This window comes from Natronosporangium hydrolyticum (genome assembly GCF_016925615.1).
GTDB lineage: Bacteria > Actinomycetota > Actinomycetes > Mycobacteriales > Micromonosporaceae > Natronosporangium > Natronosporangium hydrolyticum.
This window is the reverse complement of the sequence record NZ_CP070499.1, coordinates 326,023-342,997: the sequence shown is the minus strand read 5'-3', so window position 1 is coordinate 342,997 and position 16,975 is coordinate 326,023. Positions and strand designations below refer to the sequence as shown.

The following is a 16,975-nucleotide window of genomic DNA, read 5'->3' as shown; positions in this document are numbered from 1 at the left end:
ATCACCCCTCGCCGACCGGCTGGTCCGGCCCGCGCAGGTCGGGCGCGCCCAGCCGGGCCGCGTCGGCGGTCTGGTCGTCGGGCATCCGCTGCGACTCCCGCTCCGCGGCCACCCGGGTCAGGTAGTGCGCGATCTCCCGCTCGACCTGCGCTTCCGACCATCCGAGCTCGGCGCCGAGCAGCTGCGCCGCGTGCCGGGCGGTCGCCTCGCCCCGATGCGGGGTCTCGATCGAGATCCGGGTCCGGCGGGTCAGCGCATCCTCCAGGTGCACCACCGCCTCCGTCCGCGCCGCGTAGACGATCTCCGCGGCCAGATACTCCGGGGCACCAGTCAGCGGCGCCGCCAGCTCCTTATCCGCGGCCGCGATCGCCAGCACCTCCGGGGTCAGCGTGCCGTAACGCTCCAGCAGGTGCTCCACCACGCCCACCGGTACGCCGAACCGGGCCGCCAGCGCCGCCCGGTCCCACCACATCGCGGCGTAGCCGTCGGCGCCGAGCAACGGCAGCCGGGCGGTGCTCGACCGCCGGGCCACCCCGAGCTGCTGCGCCGCGATGTCCACCACATCCGCGGCCATCACCCGGTAGGTGGTCAGCTTGCCGCCGGCCACCAGCAGCAGCCCCGGCATCGGCGCCACCACGGCGTGCTCTCGGGAGAGCGCCGAGGTCGCCTCGTCCTCGCCGGCCAGCAGCGGTCGCAGCCCGGCGTACACGCCTTCGATGTCGGCCTCGGTCAGCGGCCGGTCCAGCACCTGGTTGAGCTGATTGAGCAGGTACCCGATGTCGTGCGCGGAGGCGGCCGGGTGGGCCCGGTCCAGCTCCCAGTCGGTGTCGGTGGTGCCGATCAGCCAGTGGCCACCCCACGGCAGCGCGAACAGCACCGAGCTGGGCGTCCGCAGCAGCAGCCCCACCTCGCCGGAGATCGCCGACCGGGAGACCATCAGATGGACGCCCTTGCTCGCCCTCACCCGCAGCCCAGGCCGGGCCCGGGGCAGCATCTTGGTGAGATCGTCGCTCCACACTCCGGTCGCCGCGACCACCACCCGGGCGCGGACATCGATCTCCTCGCCGCTCTCCAGCTCCCGCACCCGGGCGCCGGTGATCTGCTCCCCGTCGTCGCGCAGGTCGGTCACCCGGGTGCTGGTCACCACCGCGGCGCCGAGGCTGGCTGCGGTCCGGGCGAGCGTCACGACCAGCCGGGCGTCGTCGACCTGGCCGTCGTAGAAGCGGATGGCGCCGCCGGTGGCGTCCGGCCGCAGGCTGGGGAAGAGTCGGCGGGTGGCGGCCCGGGACAGGTGCCGGTGCTTCGGCACCACCCGTCCCTGCCCGACCAGCCCGGCGAAGGCGTCGTAGAGCGCGACCCCGGCCCCGTAGTAGGCGCGCAGGCCGGCCCGGACCGGCCAGGCTTTGGCTGGTAGTGGCAGCAGGATCGGCACCGGCCGGACCAGATGGGGGGCGAGCCGGCCGGCCAGCAGTTCCCGCTCCGCGAGCGCTTCGTGGACCAGCGGGAACTCGGCTTGTTCGAGGTAGCGCAGCCCGCCGTGAATGAGCTTGGTGGATCGGGAGGAGGTGCCGGCCGCCAAGTCACGGGCCTCTACCAGCGCGACCGACAGGCCACGCGCGGCGGCGTCGACTGCGGCGCCGGCGCCGGTGACACCGCCGCCGATCACCAGCACGTCGAAGGTCTCGGACCGTAGCCGGTCCAGATCAGTCTTTCGCCGGGCCGGGCTCAGCCGGCCAGCGGCGAATCGGGAGGTCTCCGGGTCACGCACCCGTCAACCGTAGCCGCACGCCATTCCGCGCCGATCATGAGCTGGTCGACGGACTCGCCGGGCGAGTCTGTCAACTGGCTCATGATCGGCGCGGAAAAAGCGGGGCTGGACTGCTTAGAAGTCCATCCCGCCGGCGTCGGGCGCACCCGCCGGGGCCTTGTCCTTCTCCGGCTTGTCCGCGACCACCGCTTCGGTGGTCAGGAACAGGGCGGCGATCGACGCGGCGTTCTGCAGCGCCGACCGGGTCACCTTCGCCGGGTCGGTGATGCCCGAGCCGAGCATGTCCACGTACTCACCGGTGGCGGCGTTGAGGCCGTGACCCACCTCGAGGTTGCGGACCCGCTCCACGATCACGCCGCCCTCGAGGCCGGCGTTGACCGCGATCTGCCGCAGCGGGGCGTCCAGCGCGAACTTCACCAGCTGCGCACCGGTCGCCTCGTCACCGGCGAGTTCGAGCTTGTCGAAGGCGGTCTTGCCGGCCTGCACCAGCGCGACCCCACCGCCGGGGACCATGCCCTCCTCGACGCCGGCCTTGGCCGCGCGTACCGCGTCCTCGACCCGGTGCTTGCGCTCCTTGAGCTCGACCTCGGTGGCGGCACCGATCTTGATGACCGCGACGCCGCCGGCCAGCTTGGCCAGCCGCTCCTGCAGCTTCTCGCGGTCGTAGTCGGAGTCGCTGTTCTCGATCTCGGCGCGGATCTGGTTCACCCGGCCGTCGATCTGGTCGGCGTCGCCGGCACCGTCGACGATGGTGGTCTCGTCCTTGGTGACCTGCACCTTGCGGGCCCGGCCCAGCATCTCGAGGCCGACCGACTCCAGCTTGAGCCCGACCTCCTCGCTGATGACCTGGCCACCGGTGAGGATGGCGATGTCCTGCAGCATGGCCTTGCGGCGGTCCCCGAAGCCGGGGGCCTTCACCGAGACCGACTTGAAGGTGCCGCGGATCTTGTTGACGACCAGCGTGGCGAGCGCCTCGCCCTCCAGGTCCTCAGCGATGATCAGCAGCGGCTTGCCGGCCTGCATGACCTTCTCCAGCACCGGCAGCAGGTCCTTGACCGCGGAGATCTTGCTGTTCGCGATCAGGATGTACGGGTCCTCGAGGACCGCTTCCATCCGCTCGGTGTCGGTGACGAAGTAGGGCGAAATGTAGCCCTTGTCGAAGCGCATACCCTCGGTGAGCTCCAGCTCGAGCCCGAAGGTGTTGCTCTCCTCGACGGTGATGACGCCTTCCTTGCCGACCTTGTCCATCGCCTCGGCGATGATCTCGCCGACGCTCTCGTCGCCCGCGGAGATCGACGCCACCGAGGCGATCTGCTCCTTGGTCTCGACGTCCTTGGCGAGCTTGGCCAGCTCTTCGGCGACGTTGGCCACGGCGGACTCGATGCCCCGCTTCAGGGCCATCGGGTTGGCGCCGGCGGCCACGTTGCGCAGCCCTTCCCGGACCAGGGCCTGGGCGAGCACGGTTGCGGTGGTGGTGCCGTCACCGGCGACGTCGTCGGTCTTCTTCGCGACCTCTTTGACGAGCTCGGCGCCGATCTTCTCGTACGGCTCCTCCAGCTCGATCTCCTTGGCGATGCTGACCCCATCGTTGGTGATGGTGGGCGCACCCCACTTCTTTTCGAGGACGACGTTGCGACCCTTGGGCCCCAACGTCACCTTCACGGCGTCGGCGAGGTGGTTCATGCCCCGCTCTAGGCCGCGGCGCGCCTCCTCGTCGAACGCGATCATCTTGGCCATTCGGCTCCTGTCCTTTCGATAACGGCCCCGTGACCGCGGCGTCTCGCACTGCTCGACGCCGCCGCGGCCGATGTCCTCCTGGACGCCCGCGGCACGCGGGGCCCAACTGAGCCCGCACGCGCTGCGTGCTTACGCACCTTCGAACCCGACCGAAGTCAGGCTCGCCGGCCGGGCCGGATAGCCCGCGACGACCGGCCCAAGCTGGCCGACCAGCACCGATGGCGCCGACGACACAACCATGGGCCCTACCGCCCCGACCTGTTGCTGGCACTCACAGGGAGCGAGTGCTAGTACCTTGTTTAGCACTCTCATGGGGCGAGTGCAAGCTGATCCCCGGGTAACCGGTGCGGTGTCGCTTCCCACATCGGACATCCGCCGAGCCCAGCCGGTCAGCTCGACGGCGCCGGCCCACCCGCCGGGTCGGTGGGGTAGCCCGGCGCGGTCGGCTCCGGCGGGTTCGCCTCGTTCCACAGCACCACCGTGGTCAGCGGCTCCAACCTCGCCCGGGACTGCGCGTAGGTCAGCAGCAACCCGACCAGCAGCACGATGCTCAGCGGCAGCGTCAGCAGCGAATCGACCGCGCTGCCGGCGATCCGGCCGGTGGTGGTCTCGGCGGTGCCCAGCCCCAACAGCGCGGTCACCCCGCCCAGCAGGCAGGAGGCGAGCAGCATAAAGGTGAACAGCAACGCCACCCGGGCCAGCCCAGCCCCCAGCCCCTGATGCACCAGCTGGAACGAGCGGGCGATCGGGTTGCGGCCTCGTTCGTAGACCACCACGAATCCAAACAGCGCCGCCGCGGCGGCGAGGTACAGGCCGGGCAGCACGCACAACACCAACCCGACCGCGATCAGCAGCCCGTAGACCAGGTACCAGCCGAGCATCGGCAGCATCCGCCGCATCCCCGCCGGCAGCGCCTCGGCCACCGTCACCGGCAGCCCGGCAGCGGCCTGGGTGACCGCCCACACCGAGGCGGCCCAGCCGAGCGCGGCGAATGCCGCGACCCCCACCGTGGCCGCCACGATCATCAGCCAGCCTTCGCCACTGACCGCGCCGAACATCTCCTCGAGCGGCGCGAACGGCTCGGCTTCAGCGGTCTCCGGGTCGACCGCGACCGTACTGCCGTACGGCAGCGTGCCGTCGCTGATCGAGTCCAGCAACGCGGTCCACACCACCTGCGGCAACGCGAAGGTGAGGAGCATGATCCAGAGCAGGCTCCGGCCGCTGCGGCGCAGGGTCGCGACCAGCCGCTCAAGCAACGCCGCGAGCCCGCCCGCCGGGGCGGGCACCAGCGGATCCGGCGGCCCGCCGGCCGGGTGGCCGTAGGAGGTGGGGTCGTAAGGGTCCGGGTGCGAGGGAGGGGGGCTCATGAGATCAGCAGGCTAGCAGTCGCCTCATCGGGCGTCGGACCCTCGCCACGCCGCACCCGGACCGGCAGCAGGGGCGCCGACGGCCGTCGACGCCCCTGCTGGTTACGTATGAAGCGATCGGAACGCTACCCGACCAGCCGCACCCGCTCTGCCTGCGGACCCTTCTGGCCCTGCACCACCTCGAACTCGACCCGCTGGCCGTCGTCGAGGGCCTTGTAGCCATCCATCTCGATCGCCGAGAAGTGGACGAAGACGTCCTCGCCGCCGTCTACGGCGATGAAGCCGTAGCCCTTCTCGCTGTTGAACCACTTAACCGTGCCCTGTGCCACGCTGCTTCCCTTACTTCGGTACTACCGGAACCGTCTGTTGTCGTTGAGACGATCAGATCCGCACGCTACCCCAACCCTCCGAACGGTGCACGCTCCATCGGCCAACTCGGCTGCGGAAAAAAGCCTCATAAGCGGCTATAAGCAGTGTTAACCACCGGTTAGCCGAGGGGATTTCACTCCGCAGCAAGGTGCCGGCGAGACTGCACCACCCGGAACCGGTTCGCCACGTACGCCCCGTCGGTGAGCGCCGCGTTCGCCGCCGGATTGGCGCCGGTGGCGTGAAAGTCGGAGAAGGCCGCCGACTGGTTCACGAAGACCCCGCCGGTCAGGTTGCATGAGAGGTTGACGCCGACCGCCACCGCCGCGCGCTCCGCCTCGGCGAGCACCTGCTCGTCGGTGCTGTAGACGGCGGCGGTCAGGGCGCCACGGGCGCCCACCACGCGCTGGAACACCGCCAGACTCGCCTCGGTGGAGTCGGTGGCGACCAGGAAGGAGATCGGCCCGAACCACTCCTCGCCGTACACCTGCTCGGCGTCGCCGCGCTGCTTGAGCAGCAGCGGCGAGCGCACCACCGCCGCCGGGTACGTCGGGTGGGTCAGCTCGATCGAGTCCAGGACCACCTCGCCGGCGGCGCGGGCCTGGTCGATCCGCTGCTGGTTCGCCTGGTTCGCGATCGCCCCGATGATCTCCACGCCCTTGGCCGGGTCGACCACCGCCAGCTTGTGCACCGCTTCGCCGATCCCGGTCGCCACCTCGTCGAAGGACTTGCGGCCCTGGTCGGTATCGATCCCACCGGCCGGCACCAGGATGTTCTGCGGGGTGGTGCACATCTGGCCGCTGTAGAGGCTGAGCGAGAAGGCGAGGTTGCGGCACATGCCGTCGAAGTCGTCGGTGGAGTCGACGATGACGGTGTTGACGCCGGCCTTCTCGGTGTAGACCACCGCCTGCCGGGCGTTCGCCTCCAGCCAGTCCCCGTACGCGGTGGAGCCCGTGAAGTCGATGATCTTGACCTCCGGGCGGGTCGCCAAGGTGGAGGCCAGACCCTCGTTGGTCGCCTCCGCCGCCAGCTGCACCAGATTCGGGTCGAACCCGGCCTCGGCAAGCACCTCCCGGGCGTACCGGACGGTCACCGCCAGCGGCAGCACCGCGCCCGGGTGCGGCTTGACGATCACCGGGTTACCGGTGGCGAGCGAGGCGAAGAGCCCCGGGTACGAGTTCCAGGTCGGGAAGGTGTTGCAGCAGACCACCAGCGCCACCCCGCGCGGCACCACGTGGAAGGTCTTAGCCATCCGCAGCGGGGCACCCTTACCGGGCTTGCTCCAGACCGCGGTCGCCGGGTGCCGCGTCTGCTCCGCGTACGCGTACGCGACCGCCTCCAGACCCCGGTCGAGGGCGTGCGGGCCACCCGCCTGGAAAGCCATCACGAACGCCTGACCGCTGGTCGCGTGAACGGCGTTGGCGAGCTCGAAGACGTGTTGGTGCAGCCGGTCCAGGATCTCCAGGCAGACACCGGCGCGGGCATCCGGGCCGGCATCCCGCCACCCCGGCAGCGCAGCGGTCGCGGCGGTGATCAGCGTCTCGGGGTCGGTGTGGGGGTATTTGATCTCCAGCGGGATACCGAACGGGCTCTGTTCGGTGGCGACCCGGTCGCCGGGCTGGTCCAAGGGGAATGGTTTGCCCAGGTAAGCCTCGAACGCGGCCTTACCCTCAGTTGCGGCGTGCTCACCGTACACCTTGGGGCTCGGCGACTCGGGGTAGTGGGACCAGTAGTCCCGCTCGGCGATCGCGGTCAGCGCCCGAGCCAGGGTCTCGGCATGCTTGGTGTATAGCGGGTTCTCCGTCATAACCGCATCATGCCCGGTCCACCCCCGGTTTGCGGAGGGGGCGCCCCGCAGCCGTTACGTCCCTCAGCTCACGGCGTCCACCGTGACCGGATCGTCGGGCTCCGGCAACCGGCGCATACCGCGCAGCGGCGAACAGAACGCGGGCAGGAAGGCGAAGCAGCTGGCGACGGTCGCCGCCAGCAGCGCGCCACGGATGCCCAGCAGCTCGCCCAGTACGCCGCCGAGCAGCCCGCCGATCGGCAGCGTCCCCCAGACCAGAAACCGGATGGTCGCGTTCATCCGGCCGAGCAACGCATCGGGGGTGATCGACTGCCGGAAGCTCACCTGGGTGACGTTGTAGACCACCACCCCGAACGAGGCGACGAACCCGCCCGCGGCCGCCACCCACAGCCGCCACCCCGGCGCCGCGACCAGCGGCATCAGCAGCTGGAAGGGCGCCGTGAACGCGATCGCCGCCCAGATCGTCGGCCCCTGGCCGAACCGGCCGGCGAGCCGGCGGGCGTAGATCGCCCCGAGCAGCCCGCCGCCGCTCGCCACGGTGATCACCAGCCCGATCGTGCCGGCGTTGAGGCCCAGCTCCCGCTCCAGGAACAACAGCGTCACCGCCATCGCGGCGGCGCCGAACAGGTTGGCGGTGCCGGTGGTCGCCGCGATCGGCCGCAGGAGCCGGTGCCCGAGCACGAACCGGAGCCCTTCGCCGATCTCCCGTAGCAGGTGGGCGTCGGGCCGCGGCGCCGGCTTCGGCTCGGGCTTGCGGATCCGGGCCACGAAGATCGCCGAGGCCGCCATCGCCACCGCGTCGAGCAGCAGCGCCACCGGCGCGGTGAGCCACCGGATCAGCTGCCCGGCCAGCGCAGGGCCGCCCAGCTGGGCGAGCGCCCGAACTGACTCCAGTTTGGAGTTACCCTCCACCAGGTTGGGCCGGCCCACCAGGTGGGGCAGGTAGCTCTGGTACGCGACATCGAAGAAGACCGTAAAGGTGCCGAGCAGGAACGCGACCACATAGAGCTGGCTCATCGTCAGCACCCCGGCCCACCAGGCCACCGGCACGGTGATCAGCACCACCGCCCGCCCCAGGTCACCGACGATCAGCACGGTCCGCCGCCGCCACCGGTCCACCCACGCCCCGGCCGGCAGGCCGAGCAACAGGAACGAGGCGGTGCTCAGCGCGGTCAGCAGGCCGACCTGGAACGGGCTCGCCGCCAGCGCCATGATCGCCACCAGCGGAAGCGCGAGTTGGGTGATCTGGAAACCGAACTGGCTGACCGAGGTCGAGGCGAAGAGCCGTCGATAGTCCGGATCAGCGAGTAGCCCGAGGGATGGCGTACGCACGTCGGTTATCGTGGCCGAGTGGTTGGGAAAAGTCAATCACTGTGCCCACCGCCTCCGGTAAGGTCGGCAACCATGGCCAGCTCCCGGCGACCCGCCACCGAGGCCGAGGCGAAGGCGCTCGCCTCCGGACTGCGGCTACGGATCCTGCGTGCCTGCCTCGACCAGCCGCTGACCAACCGGGAGATCGCCGAACGGCTCGACCTCAACCCCGGCACCGCACTGCACCACGTACGGCAGCTGGTAGCGACCGGCTTCCTCGACCCGCAACCGGCCCGCCGCGGCCGCCGCGGCGCCCGCGAGGTCCCCTACCTGGCGACCGGCAAGTCCTGGACCCTCGACGTCCGGGAAGAGCAGGACCGGTTCGGCGCGCCGGCGACCTTCATGATCGAAGCGTTCCTGGCCGAAGTCGCGCAGGTCCCCGACCGCTCCGACATCGTCGCGTCGCGACTGGGGCTACGACTCACCGAGGCCGAGTACGAGCAGCTGACGGCCCAGCTCGCCGAGTGGCTGGAGCAACTCGCGTCGCAGCCCCGCCGGCCGGAGGGGCGGCCCTACTCGATGTTCGTGGCGATCCACCCCGACGCCGGCCGGCAGTGACCGGTCAGACCTCCTGCTGCCAGCTCACCCACCGGTCCACCGGCCGGAACCCCATCGCCTCGTTGATCGAGATCATGTGCTCGTTCACCGCCGCGTTCCAGGTGTCGACCACCCGCAGCTGCGGCTCATGCGCCAACGCGAACTGCAGATTCGCCACCTTGACCAGCGCGCCGAGCCGGTGACCCCGGTGCTCCGGATCCACCAGCGTGATCCACTGCCAGGCATGCCAGGGCGCATTGTGTTGCCGGCCGATCGTGGTCAGCGCCACCAGCCGACCGGTCTGCTCGTGCACCGCCCCGGCCGAGTAGCTCCGCAGCTGGTACGCCGCGAGCATGGCTTCCTTCTCCCGGAGCCGGGAGACATCGATCACCGGCGCGTCCAACACCAGATCCCCGGTCGGGGCGTCGGAGATCAGCCGCCCGTCCAGGTAGCCGGCGTCGGCGGCGTACTCGTCCGGGGTCCGGTCCTGCCAGGTGACCACCTGGTAGCCGGCGGCGGCCGACCGGGCCGACGCACCCAGCTCCCGCCACACCTGCTCCGGCACGGTGGTCAGGTCGAGGCGGCGGCGCACCTCCGGCAACGCCGCCTTCGCACCCATCGCGGTGGCGAACTCGGCCCCGGCGACCAGCCGCTCCGGCCCGTCCGGCAGGCTCGCCACCGTGTCGGCGTAATAGCGCTTCCGGCCGAGCTCGGCCAGCCGCTGGATCAGGTGCGCGTGCAGGGCGCGACCGACGCCGCGCCGGCGATGGTCCGGGTGGACGGCGAGCCCGACCGACGCGCCCTCCTGATTCTCGCGCTGCGGCAGGCCGATCGTCAGATAGCCCGCCGGCACGCCATCGAGCCGGGCCACATATCGCTCGGTGCGGTGGAAACTCACCTGGTGGGTCAGCGAGGCGCGAAACTCCACCGGACACGGCGGCGGGAAGTCCGGCACGGTGACCGCCTCGACCGCCACCCGCAGCTGTTGGATCGCGTCGACCGTGGGCTGGTCGGCCGGGTCGAGCGGAGAGATCTCGGGTTGCATCGCTCCACTGTCTGCCCCTCGGCTGGCTTCCGCACCTGGTTTTCCGACCAACGGCGGGCAGAGGCCACCCCCGGCGGGGCGCGGAAGAGATTGGTCGGGAGGACGCTCGCACGGCGCATTCGCACCGGGGGCGCGGAGGCATCCGGGGGAGTTTGTCGCCAAAGCTCTGTCCGGGTCCGCGGCGATGCGTCCTCCCGCAAAAGCATCCTCCGCTGTAGCGGGCTGTTACGTCAAGACGTCTCACGGGTGTTTCTCACGATGTGAGGACCTTCTGGTCACCCATCGCCGATGTCAGCTCCTACTAACGGATGGGCGATGTGTCCGCCGAAGAGCCGGAAATCAGCCCATCACACCGGCTGCCCGCAAACCCTTCAACGACGGCTTCACCCGGTAGGTCGGCCCGACCAGCCCGGCGACCGCGTCGAGCGTCTTCAGGCCGTCGCCGGTGTTGAAGACCACCGTCTCCGCCGCCGGGTCGAGCCGACCCTCCTTGACCAGCGTGCGCAACGCCGCCACCGTCACCCCGCCGGCGGTCTCGGCGAAGATCCCGGTGGTGCGGGCCAGCGCCCGGATCCCCTCCCGAATCTCGTCATCGTCCGCCTCCGCCATCCAGCCGCCGGTGCGCCGCACCGCCGCCAACGCGTACGGGCCGGCGGCCGGGTCACCGATGTTGAGTGACTTGGCGATGCCGGTGGGCTTGACCGGCGTGACCTCGTCCACCCCGGCCGCCAGCGCGGTCACGATCGGGTTGCAGCCGGCCGACTGCGCGCCGAAGACCCGCCAACCACCGGCCGGCGGCTCCACCAGCCCAGCCTCCACCAGCTCACTGAACGCCTTGTCGATCTTGGTCAGCAGCTCGCCGCTCGCCATCGGGATCACCACCTGCTCCGGGATCCGCCAGCCGAGCTGCTCCGCCACCTCGAAGCCGAGGGTGCGGGAACCCTCGGCGTAGTACGGCCGCACGTTCACGTTGACGAAGGCGGTGTCCTCGAACTCCTCGGTCTCCACGAGTTCGCTGCAGAGCCGGTTGACATCGTCGTACGAGCCGTCGATCGCCACCAGGTCGCCGCCGTAGACGGCGGTGGTCACCACCTTGCCCGCCTCCAGATCGGCGGGGATGAAGACCATCGACGGCACCCCGGCGCGGGCGGCGTGGGCGGCGACCGAGTTCGCCAGGTTGCCGGTGGAGGCGCAGGCGAAGCGGGTGAACCCGAGCCGCTTGGCGGCGGTCAACGCCACCGAGACCACCCGGTCCTTGAACGAGTGGGTCGGGTTCGCCGAGTCGTCCTTCACCCACACCGGAGCCCGCAGGCCCAGCTCGGCGGCGAGCGCGTCGGCGCGTACCAGTGGGGTGAACCCCGGGTCGAGCGAGACCCGGTCGGCCGGGTCGAGACCGGCCGGCAGCAGCCCGGCGTACCGCCAGATGTTGGGCGGGCCAGCGGCGATCTGCTCCCGGGTGACCTGGGCCAGCGCGGCCGGGTCGTAGCCGATCTCCAGCGGGCCGAAACATTCCCAACAGGCGTGCTGGGCCGCGAGCGGGTATTCGGTGCCGCAGCCGCGACAGACCAGGACGCGGGCGGGCGAGCCGGTGAAGTCAGCGGTGGGGGCTGGCGTGGCGACAGTCATGCGAGGCCTTCCTCTCATCTTCCCCGCGCGGATCGCGGGCCGGAGTTGGCACCTGCCGTGCGGGGCCTCGCCGTCGAGTCCTGCGCGGTGGTTGCCGGGGTGTCGTCGGGCCGTATCCCTCAACCCCTCTGGATGAGTGCTATTCACTTGTGCCGCCAGTCTAGCCACCCACGAGATGATCATGGGGTTAGGGACGCCAGCAGTCCCGAATCATGGACCAAGGTCCATGATCAACTCGTTAGGAGACGATGTCGCGGGTGGTGAACCGCCACCAGGCCAGCGCCGCGAACCCGGTCGCGTAGAGCAACGCCGAGATCGCGCCCGACACCGCGTCGTCCCACTGCACCGGCGTCGCCAACAGCCCCAGCCAGGCGTCCGTGTAATGCGTCGGCAGCACCGTCCGCAGCCCACCCAGCGCGGTGATCTGATCCAGGATGCTCGACAAGATGTAGAGCAACACCGCCCCACCGACCGCGCCCAGCGGCGCGTCGGTGTAGACCGAGAGCAGAAACGCCAACGCCGCGGTCACCAGCAGCGTCACCGCGATATAGCCGAGCACCAGCAGCAGCCGGCCGAACCCCTCGGCCGGCGCCAGCTCCGCCGCCAGGCCGCTGCGCAACGGCTGCCAGCCGTACCGCAACGTCCCCGCCAGCAGCGCCGTACCGGCGAGCACCCCGATCGCCAGCGCGCTGTAGCCCGCCGCCACCACCAGCTTCACCGCCAACAGCCGCGACCGGGGCACCGGGGCCGCCAGCAGATACCGCAACGACCCCCAGCTCGCCTCGCTCGACACCGAATCGCCGAAGCACAGCGCCACCACCACAACCATCAAGAACCCGGCCGAGACCGCGATCGTGAAGAGGGCGAAGTTGAGGCCGCCGCTGGTGGCCAGATCCACCAGGCTGCCGAACGCCCCGGCGGGCGCACCCGGCTCCTCGTCCCCCTCGTCCCCACCGATCTCAAACGCGGCCAGGATGATCAGCGGCAGCGCCACCATGAACGCCAGCAGCAGCTGAGTCCGGCGCCGGCGCGCCTGCCGGCGCCACTCCGCCGCCACCCTCAGCGTCCGGCCCGGCCGGTAGCCGGCCGCCGCCCCGGTCTGCTCCGCAACATCGGTCATCGGTCCCCGCTCCCGGTCGTGTCCTCGCCGACCAGGGCGAGGAACGCGTCCTCCAACCGCCGACGCGGCACCACCCGCTCCACGCCGATCCCGGCGTTGACCAGCGCCGCCACCGCCGTGGCCCGGGACACCCCGTCGAGGTCGGCCACCAGACCGTCCTCGTTGCGGGTCGCCGTCCGCACCCCGGGTAGCTCGGCGAGCACCGCCTGCGCCGCCCCGGGATCCGACACCTCGAAGGTGGTAGTGGGCGAGTCACCGACCACATCGGCCACCGGCCCGCTCGCCACCACCTCACCGCGGTGCATCACCACCACATGGGTGCAGGTCTGCTCCACTTCGGCCAGCAGATGCGAGGAGACCAGCACCGCCCGGCCGTCGGTGGCGTAGCTGTGCAACACCCGACGCATCCCGGCGATCTGCGGCGGATCCAGGCCATCGGTCGGTTCGTCCAGCAGCAGCAGCCGTGGCATGCCCAGCATCGCCTGCGCCACCGCCAACCGCTGCTTCATGCCGTGGCTGTAGGTGCGGACCCGGCGGTGCACCGCATCGCCGAGGCCGGCGATCGCCAACACCTCGTCGAACCGGGCATCGGCGGCCGGTCGGCCGGTCGCCCGCCAGTAGCTCGTCAGGTTGTCCAATCCAGACAGATGTGGCAGGAAGCCCGGCCCCTCCACCAGCGCCCCCACCCGGGAGAGCACCGGCGCGCCGGGCGCCAACCGATGGCCAAAGACCCGCACCTCACCCTCGGTAGGTCGGGTCAGCCCCAACAACACCCGCAGGGTCGTCGTCTTGCCGGCCCCGTTCGGCCCCAGCAGCCCCACCACCTGCTCCGGCTCGACCCGCAGATCCACCCGGGACACCGCCACGAACCCATCCGCGTACGCCTTGCGGAGCCCCCGCACCACCAGCGGAACCCCGGCGTCTTCGGCGGTCACCGACCGGTCGGCGCGGCGACGACGACGGCGCGCCAGCACCACCACCGCCGCGATCCCCAGCGCCAGAGTCGCCACCAACCCGGCCAGCACCCACCGCCAGATCGCCGCCGGGCTCGGGATCGGCTCGGCCGCCACCGTCGGCACGGTCACCGGGCCGGCCGCCGCCACCTCGAAGACCGCCGGTTCCGCCGGGACGGTGTACGCCTGGTCGGTGGTGGCGACGCTGAGCCGCAGCGTGTGGCCGGCCGGCAATTCGCGGGCGATCGCCGGCAACTGCACCGTCACCGGCTCCGCGTCGGCGATGTCCGCCGGCAGCCCGGTCAACCGGACCGGCGCGACCAGCCCGCCGGGCAGGGTCGCGCTGCCGTCCGGCGCCACGTCGTAGAGCTTGACGAAGAGCACCGCCTCCCCGGTCGGCGAGGCCACCCGCAGCGGCACGGTCGGCGCCCCCGCCACCGCCACCGGCTCCGGCAGCGGCTCCGAGCTGAACCGGGCGTGCTGCCCCGGCAGGTCGGTGACGGCTCCGGCCACAAAGGAGGCTAACCCGCCGGCGGCCGGCAACGACGAGACCGCGGCCGGTTGCCCGCCCGGCGGGCGGGCGACCGGCTGCGCCGGACCGGCCACCGCGATCTCGGTGGCGTCGGTCCCGGCCAACCCCGGGTACGCGTCAGCCCGGTACGCGGTGGTCGCCACCCCCCGGTCGGCGGTGAACCCAGCCGCCCGCGACCAGGTGAAGTCGTCGCCCGGCGGCTCCCCCTCGCCCGCGACGTAGTAATCCAGCCACTGCCCGGTCAGCTCCCGCAGCCGCTGCTCGTCTGCGGCTGGGCCGGCGCCGCCGTCGTGGCCACCCAGAAACCAGGCCACCTGCACCGGGGTGCCGGCGGCGGCGATGGCACGGGCGTTGGCGTCGGCCTCGGCCAGCGGGAAGAGGCTGTCGGCACCACCCTGGATCAGCAGCGTCGGCGCGGTGATCTGGTCGACCACCCCGGCCGGGCTGGACTCCCGCAGCCGGGCCACCGCCTCGGCGCTGGCCCGCCCCTCGACCGCCACCTCCAGGTACGCACGGCACAGGTCGTCGGCGAACCGGGCACACAGCGGATCGCCGCCGGGCACCCCGGGCTCCACCCCGCCCGGGTCGATCGGGTCCGCCGGCGCCGGCTCGTCCGGCAGCGGCGGTGCGCCACCCGGCTCGCCCGGGTCGTCCGAGCCCTCCTGCTCCGGCCCCGCTTCGGCCGGCGCCGCCGGTGCCTCGCCGACGGCGCCGAAGAAGATCCCGGCCCACGCCTGCTTGAACACCCCCTCGGTGGGGTCTCCGCCGGTCGCCTCCGGCAGAAACGCCTCCGCCAGGTCATGCCAGGTGATCGACGGCACGATCGCGTCCACCCGGTGGTCGGCGGCGGCCAACAGTAGCGCCAGCGCCCCGCCGTACGAGCCGCCCACCACCCCGACCCGGGGGTTGTCGGGGCCGTCGGTGCGCACCTCCGGCTGCTCGGCCAGCCAATCCAGCAACCCCTGCGCGTCCCGGACCTCATAGTCGGGGTGGTTGAGGTGGATCTGCCCGCCGCTGTCACCGAAGCCTCGCGCGGTCCACGCCAACACGGCGTACCCCTGGTCGACCAACTCTTCCGCGTCGGCGACCACGCTCTCCTTAGTGCCGCCGAACCCGTGCGCCAGCAGCACCGACGGCACCGGGTCGGCGGCGGAAGCACCATCCGGCAGATAGAAGGTGGTGTCGAGGGTCACCGGGGTGGCACCGTCCGGCCCTGACTGGACCGTCAGCACCTCCTCGCGGCTGGTGTAGCCGACCTGCTCCGGCCACACCGCCCAGCCCACCAACCCCACCAACAACCCGGCGACCAGGCCGGCGACAAGCAGCCGGCGACGGGTAGAGCCAGCGACGACCAGCCGGCGCCGGCTCCAGGCCGGTCGCCACCCCCGCAACCGACTCGCGACAGCTGACATACCGTCACGCTACGTCCTGGCGGCGTCCCTCCGGCTGCTGGGCACAGGTGGCGCTCAGGCTCCCGGATCGGTGGCCAGTCGGGCGTGCAGCTCCACGTCGAACCGCTGCCCCTCGTAACAGAGCTTCTGCCGCTCCAAACCCTCCACCAGGAACCCGGCCGCAGTCGCCACCCGGCAGGAGGCGGGGTTGTCGGTGCGGTGGCCCAACTCCAGCCGGAACAGTCCGGCCCGGTCGAAGGCCCACTGGGCGGCCGCGCGGACCGCAGCGGCCGCCACTCCCCGGCCGCGGGCCGCTGGCACGGTCCAGTAGGAAACCCAACCGGTCTCATTCCGGCGATCCAGCGCGGAGACCGCCACCTGGCCCACCACCTCGCCGGACCGCCCGGCCACCGCCCAGCTGTACGCCGAGCCCTCCTGCCACTGCTGCTCCCGGCGGTGCAGCCACCGCCGCGCGGCCGACTCCGAGTCGACCGGCTCGCTGGTCTGGCGGGACATCTCCGGCGGCGCGAAGGCTGCCCGGATCGCGTCGGCGTCGGTGAGCCGCCAAGGCCGCAGGGTGAGCCGCTCCGCACCCGCCATCGTCTCGATCACGCCGCTATCTTCGACGGTCGAGCGCCGGTCCCGCCAGCCGGTTGCCGGACCACCGGCCAGGTCTCACTCCGACGACGGGCTCGGATAGGGCGTCTGGGCGCGGGCTACCCGCAGCGCCCGGGCCCACCACGCCAACTGGTCGAGCAGATCGCCGACCGCTCGCTGCGACTGCGTCGACGAGACCGGCAGGCCGTCGGCGTCCAGGTCACCTCCGCCCAGATCAAACGAGAGATTGTTTCGCATAGTCGGGGCGTGCAGCTCGCCGAATACCTGCCGGAGCTGCTCCACCGCCCGGATCCCCTGCGCCCGGCCGCCGTAGGAGACGAACCCCACCGGCTTGGCCTGCCATTCGTCGTAGAACCAGTCGATGGCGTTCTTCAATGATGCCGGGAAGCTGTGGTTGTACTCGGGGGTCACCACCACGAAGCCGTCCGCCGCCGCCAGCCGGGCCGACAGCTCGGTCACCGCCGCCGGCAGATTCTCGTCCGTGTCCGGTAGCACCACCGGCAGCTGCGCCTCGGCCAGATCCACCAGGTCGATGTCGAACCCGGGCCGCTCCTGCGCCATCCGGGCGAACCACTTGGCGATCGGCTCACCGACCCGACCCTCCCGGGTGCTGCCGATGATCACCGCGACCCGGACCGGCTCGCTCTCCACTCGTTGGGCGTTGTCGACCATCTCGGTACCTCCTCTGGTTGCTCTTACCGAGGAGGCGCGAGATCGAAGCTGGCGTCGCTAGGTCA

13 protein-coding genes and 1 riboswitch are annotated in these 16,975 nt (G+C 71.5%); of the genes, 1 reads left to right on the top strand and 12 read right to left on the bottom strand.

Annotated features, from left to right (window positions below; translation table 11 throughout):
• Window position 1: 1 nt before the first annotated feature.
• From JQS43_RS01630 to JQS43_RS01605, 6 genes are all read right to left on the bottom strand, one after another.
• The gene (locus tag JQS43_RS01630) at window positions 2–1,768 is read right to left on the bottom strand and encodes a glycerol-3-phosphate dehydrogenase/oxidase (RefSeq protein WP_239677273.1); all 1,767 of its coding nucleotides are present in this window, start codon (window positions 1,766–1,768) and stop codon (window positions 2–4) included.
• Window positions 1,769–1,882: 114 nt separating this feature from the next.
• Entirely contained in the window at window positions 1,883–3,505 is a 1,623-nt protein-coding gene (gene groL, locus JQS43_RS01625) for a chaperonin GroEL (RefSeq protein WP_239677272.1), read from the bottom strand.
• Window positions 3,506–3,894: 389 nt separating this feature from the next.
• Window positions 3,895–4,872: a hypothetical protein gene (locus JQS43_RS01620; protein ID WP_239677271.1), complete on the bottom strand. Its 978-nt coding sequence runs from the start codon at window positions 4,870–4,872 to the stop codon at window positions 3,895–3,897.
• 125 nt (window positions 4,873–4,997) lie between these two features.
• Window positions 4,998–5,201, bottom strand: coding sequence for a cold-shock protein (locus tag JQS43_RS01615; RefSeq protein ID WP_239677270.1), 204 nt, complete (start codon window positions 5,199–5,201; stop codon window positions 4,998–5,000).
• A gap of 173 nt (window positions 5,202–5,374) precedes the next feature.
• Window positions 5,375–7,045, bottom strand: coding sequence for a phenylacetic acid degradation protein PaaN (gene paaN / locus JQS43_RS01610; protein WP_239677269.1), 1,671 nt, complete (start codon window positions 7,043–7,045; stop codon window positions 5,375–5,377).
• 63 nt (window positions 7,046–7,108) lie between these two features.
• Window positions 7,109–8,377 (bottom strand): MFS transporter, encoded by a 1,269-nt coding sequence (locus tag JQS43_RS01605; RefSeq protein ID WP_239677268.1) that lies wholly within the window; start codon window positions 8,375–8,377, stop codon window positions 7,109–7,111.
• Between the two features lie 72 nt (window positions 8,378–8,449).
• On the opposite strand from JQS43_RS01605, the gene JQS43_RS01600 reads away from it, so the two are divergent.
• Window positions 8,450–8,974 (top strand): winged helix-turn-helix domain-containing protein, encoded by a 525-nt coding sequence (locus JQS43_RS01600; protein ID WP_239677267.1) that lies wholly within the window; start codon window positions 8,450–8,452, stop codon window positions 8,972–8,974.
• A 4-nt stretch (window positions 8,975–8,978) separates the two neighbouring features.
• Here JQS43_RS01600 and JQS43_RS01595 read toward each other — a convergent pair whose 3' ends face one another.
• The 6 genes from JQS43_RS01595 to JQS43_RS01570 all read right to left on the bottom strand — a co-directional run bounded on the left by JQS43_RS01595 (window position 8,979) and on the right by JQS43_RS01570 (window position 16,910).
• Window positions 8,979–9,998, bottom strand: coding sequence for a GNAT family N-acetyltransferase (locus JQS43_RS01595; RefSeq protein WP_239677266.1), 1,020 nt, complete (start codon window positions 9,996–9,998; stop codon window positions 8,979–8,981).
• A gap of 339 nt (window positions 9,999–10,337) precedes the next feature.
• Window positions 10,338–11,624, bottom strand: a complete 1,287-nt coding sequence (gene thrC, locus JQS43_RS01590; RefSeq protein WP_239677265.1) for a threonine synthase — start codon at window positions 11,622–11,624, stop codon at window positions 10,338–10,340.
• A gap of 11 nt (window positions 11,625–11,635) precedes the next feature.
• Window positions 11,636–11,763: riboswitch (SAM riboswitch) on the bottom strand.
• Window positions 11,764–11,862: 99 nt separating this feature from the next.
• Complete coding sequence (locus tag JQS43_RS01585; RefSeq protein ID WP_239677264.1) at window positions 11,863–12,744, bottom strand: ABC transporter permease; 882 nt, start codon at window positions 12,742–12,744, stop codon at window positions 11,863–11,865.
• On the bottom strand, window positions 12,741–15,641 hold the full coding sequence (locus JQS43_RS01580) for an alpha/beta fold hydrolase (protein ID WP_239677263.1): 2,901 nt from the start codon (window positions 15,639–15,641) through the stop codon (window positions 12,741–12,743). The genes JQS43_RS01585 and JQS43_RS01580 overlap by 4 nt, the downstream gene beginning before the upstream one ends.
• A gap of 54 nt (window positions 15,642–15,695) precedes the next feature.
• Entirely contained in the window at window positions 15,696–16,232 is a 537-nt protein-coding gene (locus tag JQS43_RS01575) for a GNAT family N-acetyltransferase (RefSeq protein ID WP_239677262.1), read from the bottom strand.
• Between the two features lie 63 nt (window positions 16,233–16,295).
• Window positions 16,296–16,910 carry an NADPH-dependent FMN reductase gene (locus JQS43_RS01570; RefSeq protein WP_239677261.1) on the bottom strand — a complete coding sequence of 205 codons (615 nt, stop codon included), beginning with the start codon at window positions 16,908–16,910 and terminating at the stop codon, window positions 16,296–16,298.
• Window positions 16,911–16,975: the final 65 nt, after the last annotated feature.

What these genes read in the sequence shown, in the direction of transcription:
- JQS43_RS01600 (WP_239677267.1), top strand. Translation starts at nt 8,450, where the DNA reads ATGGCCAGCTCCCGGCGACCCGCCACCGAGGCCGAGGCGAAGGCGCTC.
- groL (WP_239677272.1), bottom strand. Translation starts at nt 3,505, where the DNA reads ATGGCCAAGATGATCGCGTTCGACGAGGAGGCGCGCCGCGGCCTAGAG.
- JQS43_RS01620 (WP_239677271.1), bottom strand. Translation starts at nt 4,872, where the DNA reads ATGAGCCCCCCTCCCTCGCACCCGGACCCTTACGACCCCACCTCCTAC.
- JQS43_RS01570 (WP_239677261.1), bottom strand. Translation starts at nt 16,910, where the DNA reads ATGGTCGACAACGCCCAACGAGTGGAGAGCGAGCCGGTCCGGGTCGCG.
- JQS43_RS01585 (WP_239677264.1), bottom strand. Translation starts at nt 12,744, where the DNA reads ATGACCGATGTTGCGGAGCAGACCGGGGCGGCGGCCGGCTACCGGCCG.
- JQS43_RS01580 (WP_239677263.1), bottom strand. Translation starts at nt 15,641, where the DNA reads ATGTCAGCTGTCGCGAGTCGGTTGCGGGGGTGGCGACCGGCCTGGAGC.
- JQS43_RS01595 (WP_239677266.1), bottom strand. Translation starts at nt 9,998, where the DNA reads ATGCAACCCGAGATCTCTCCGCTCGACCCGGCCGACCAGCCCACGGTC.
- paaN (WP_239677269.1), bottom strand. Translation starts at nt 7,045, where the DNA reads ATGACGGAGAACCCGCTATACACCAAGCATGCCGAGACCCTGGCTCGG.
- thrC (WP_239677265.1), bottom strand. Translation starts at nt 11,624, where the DNA reads ATGACTGTCGCCACGCCAGCCCCCACCGCTGACTTCACCGGCTCGCCC.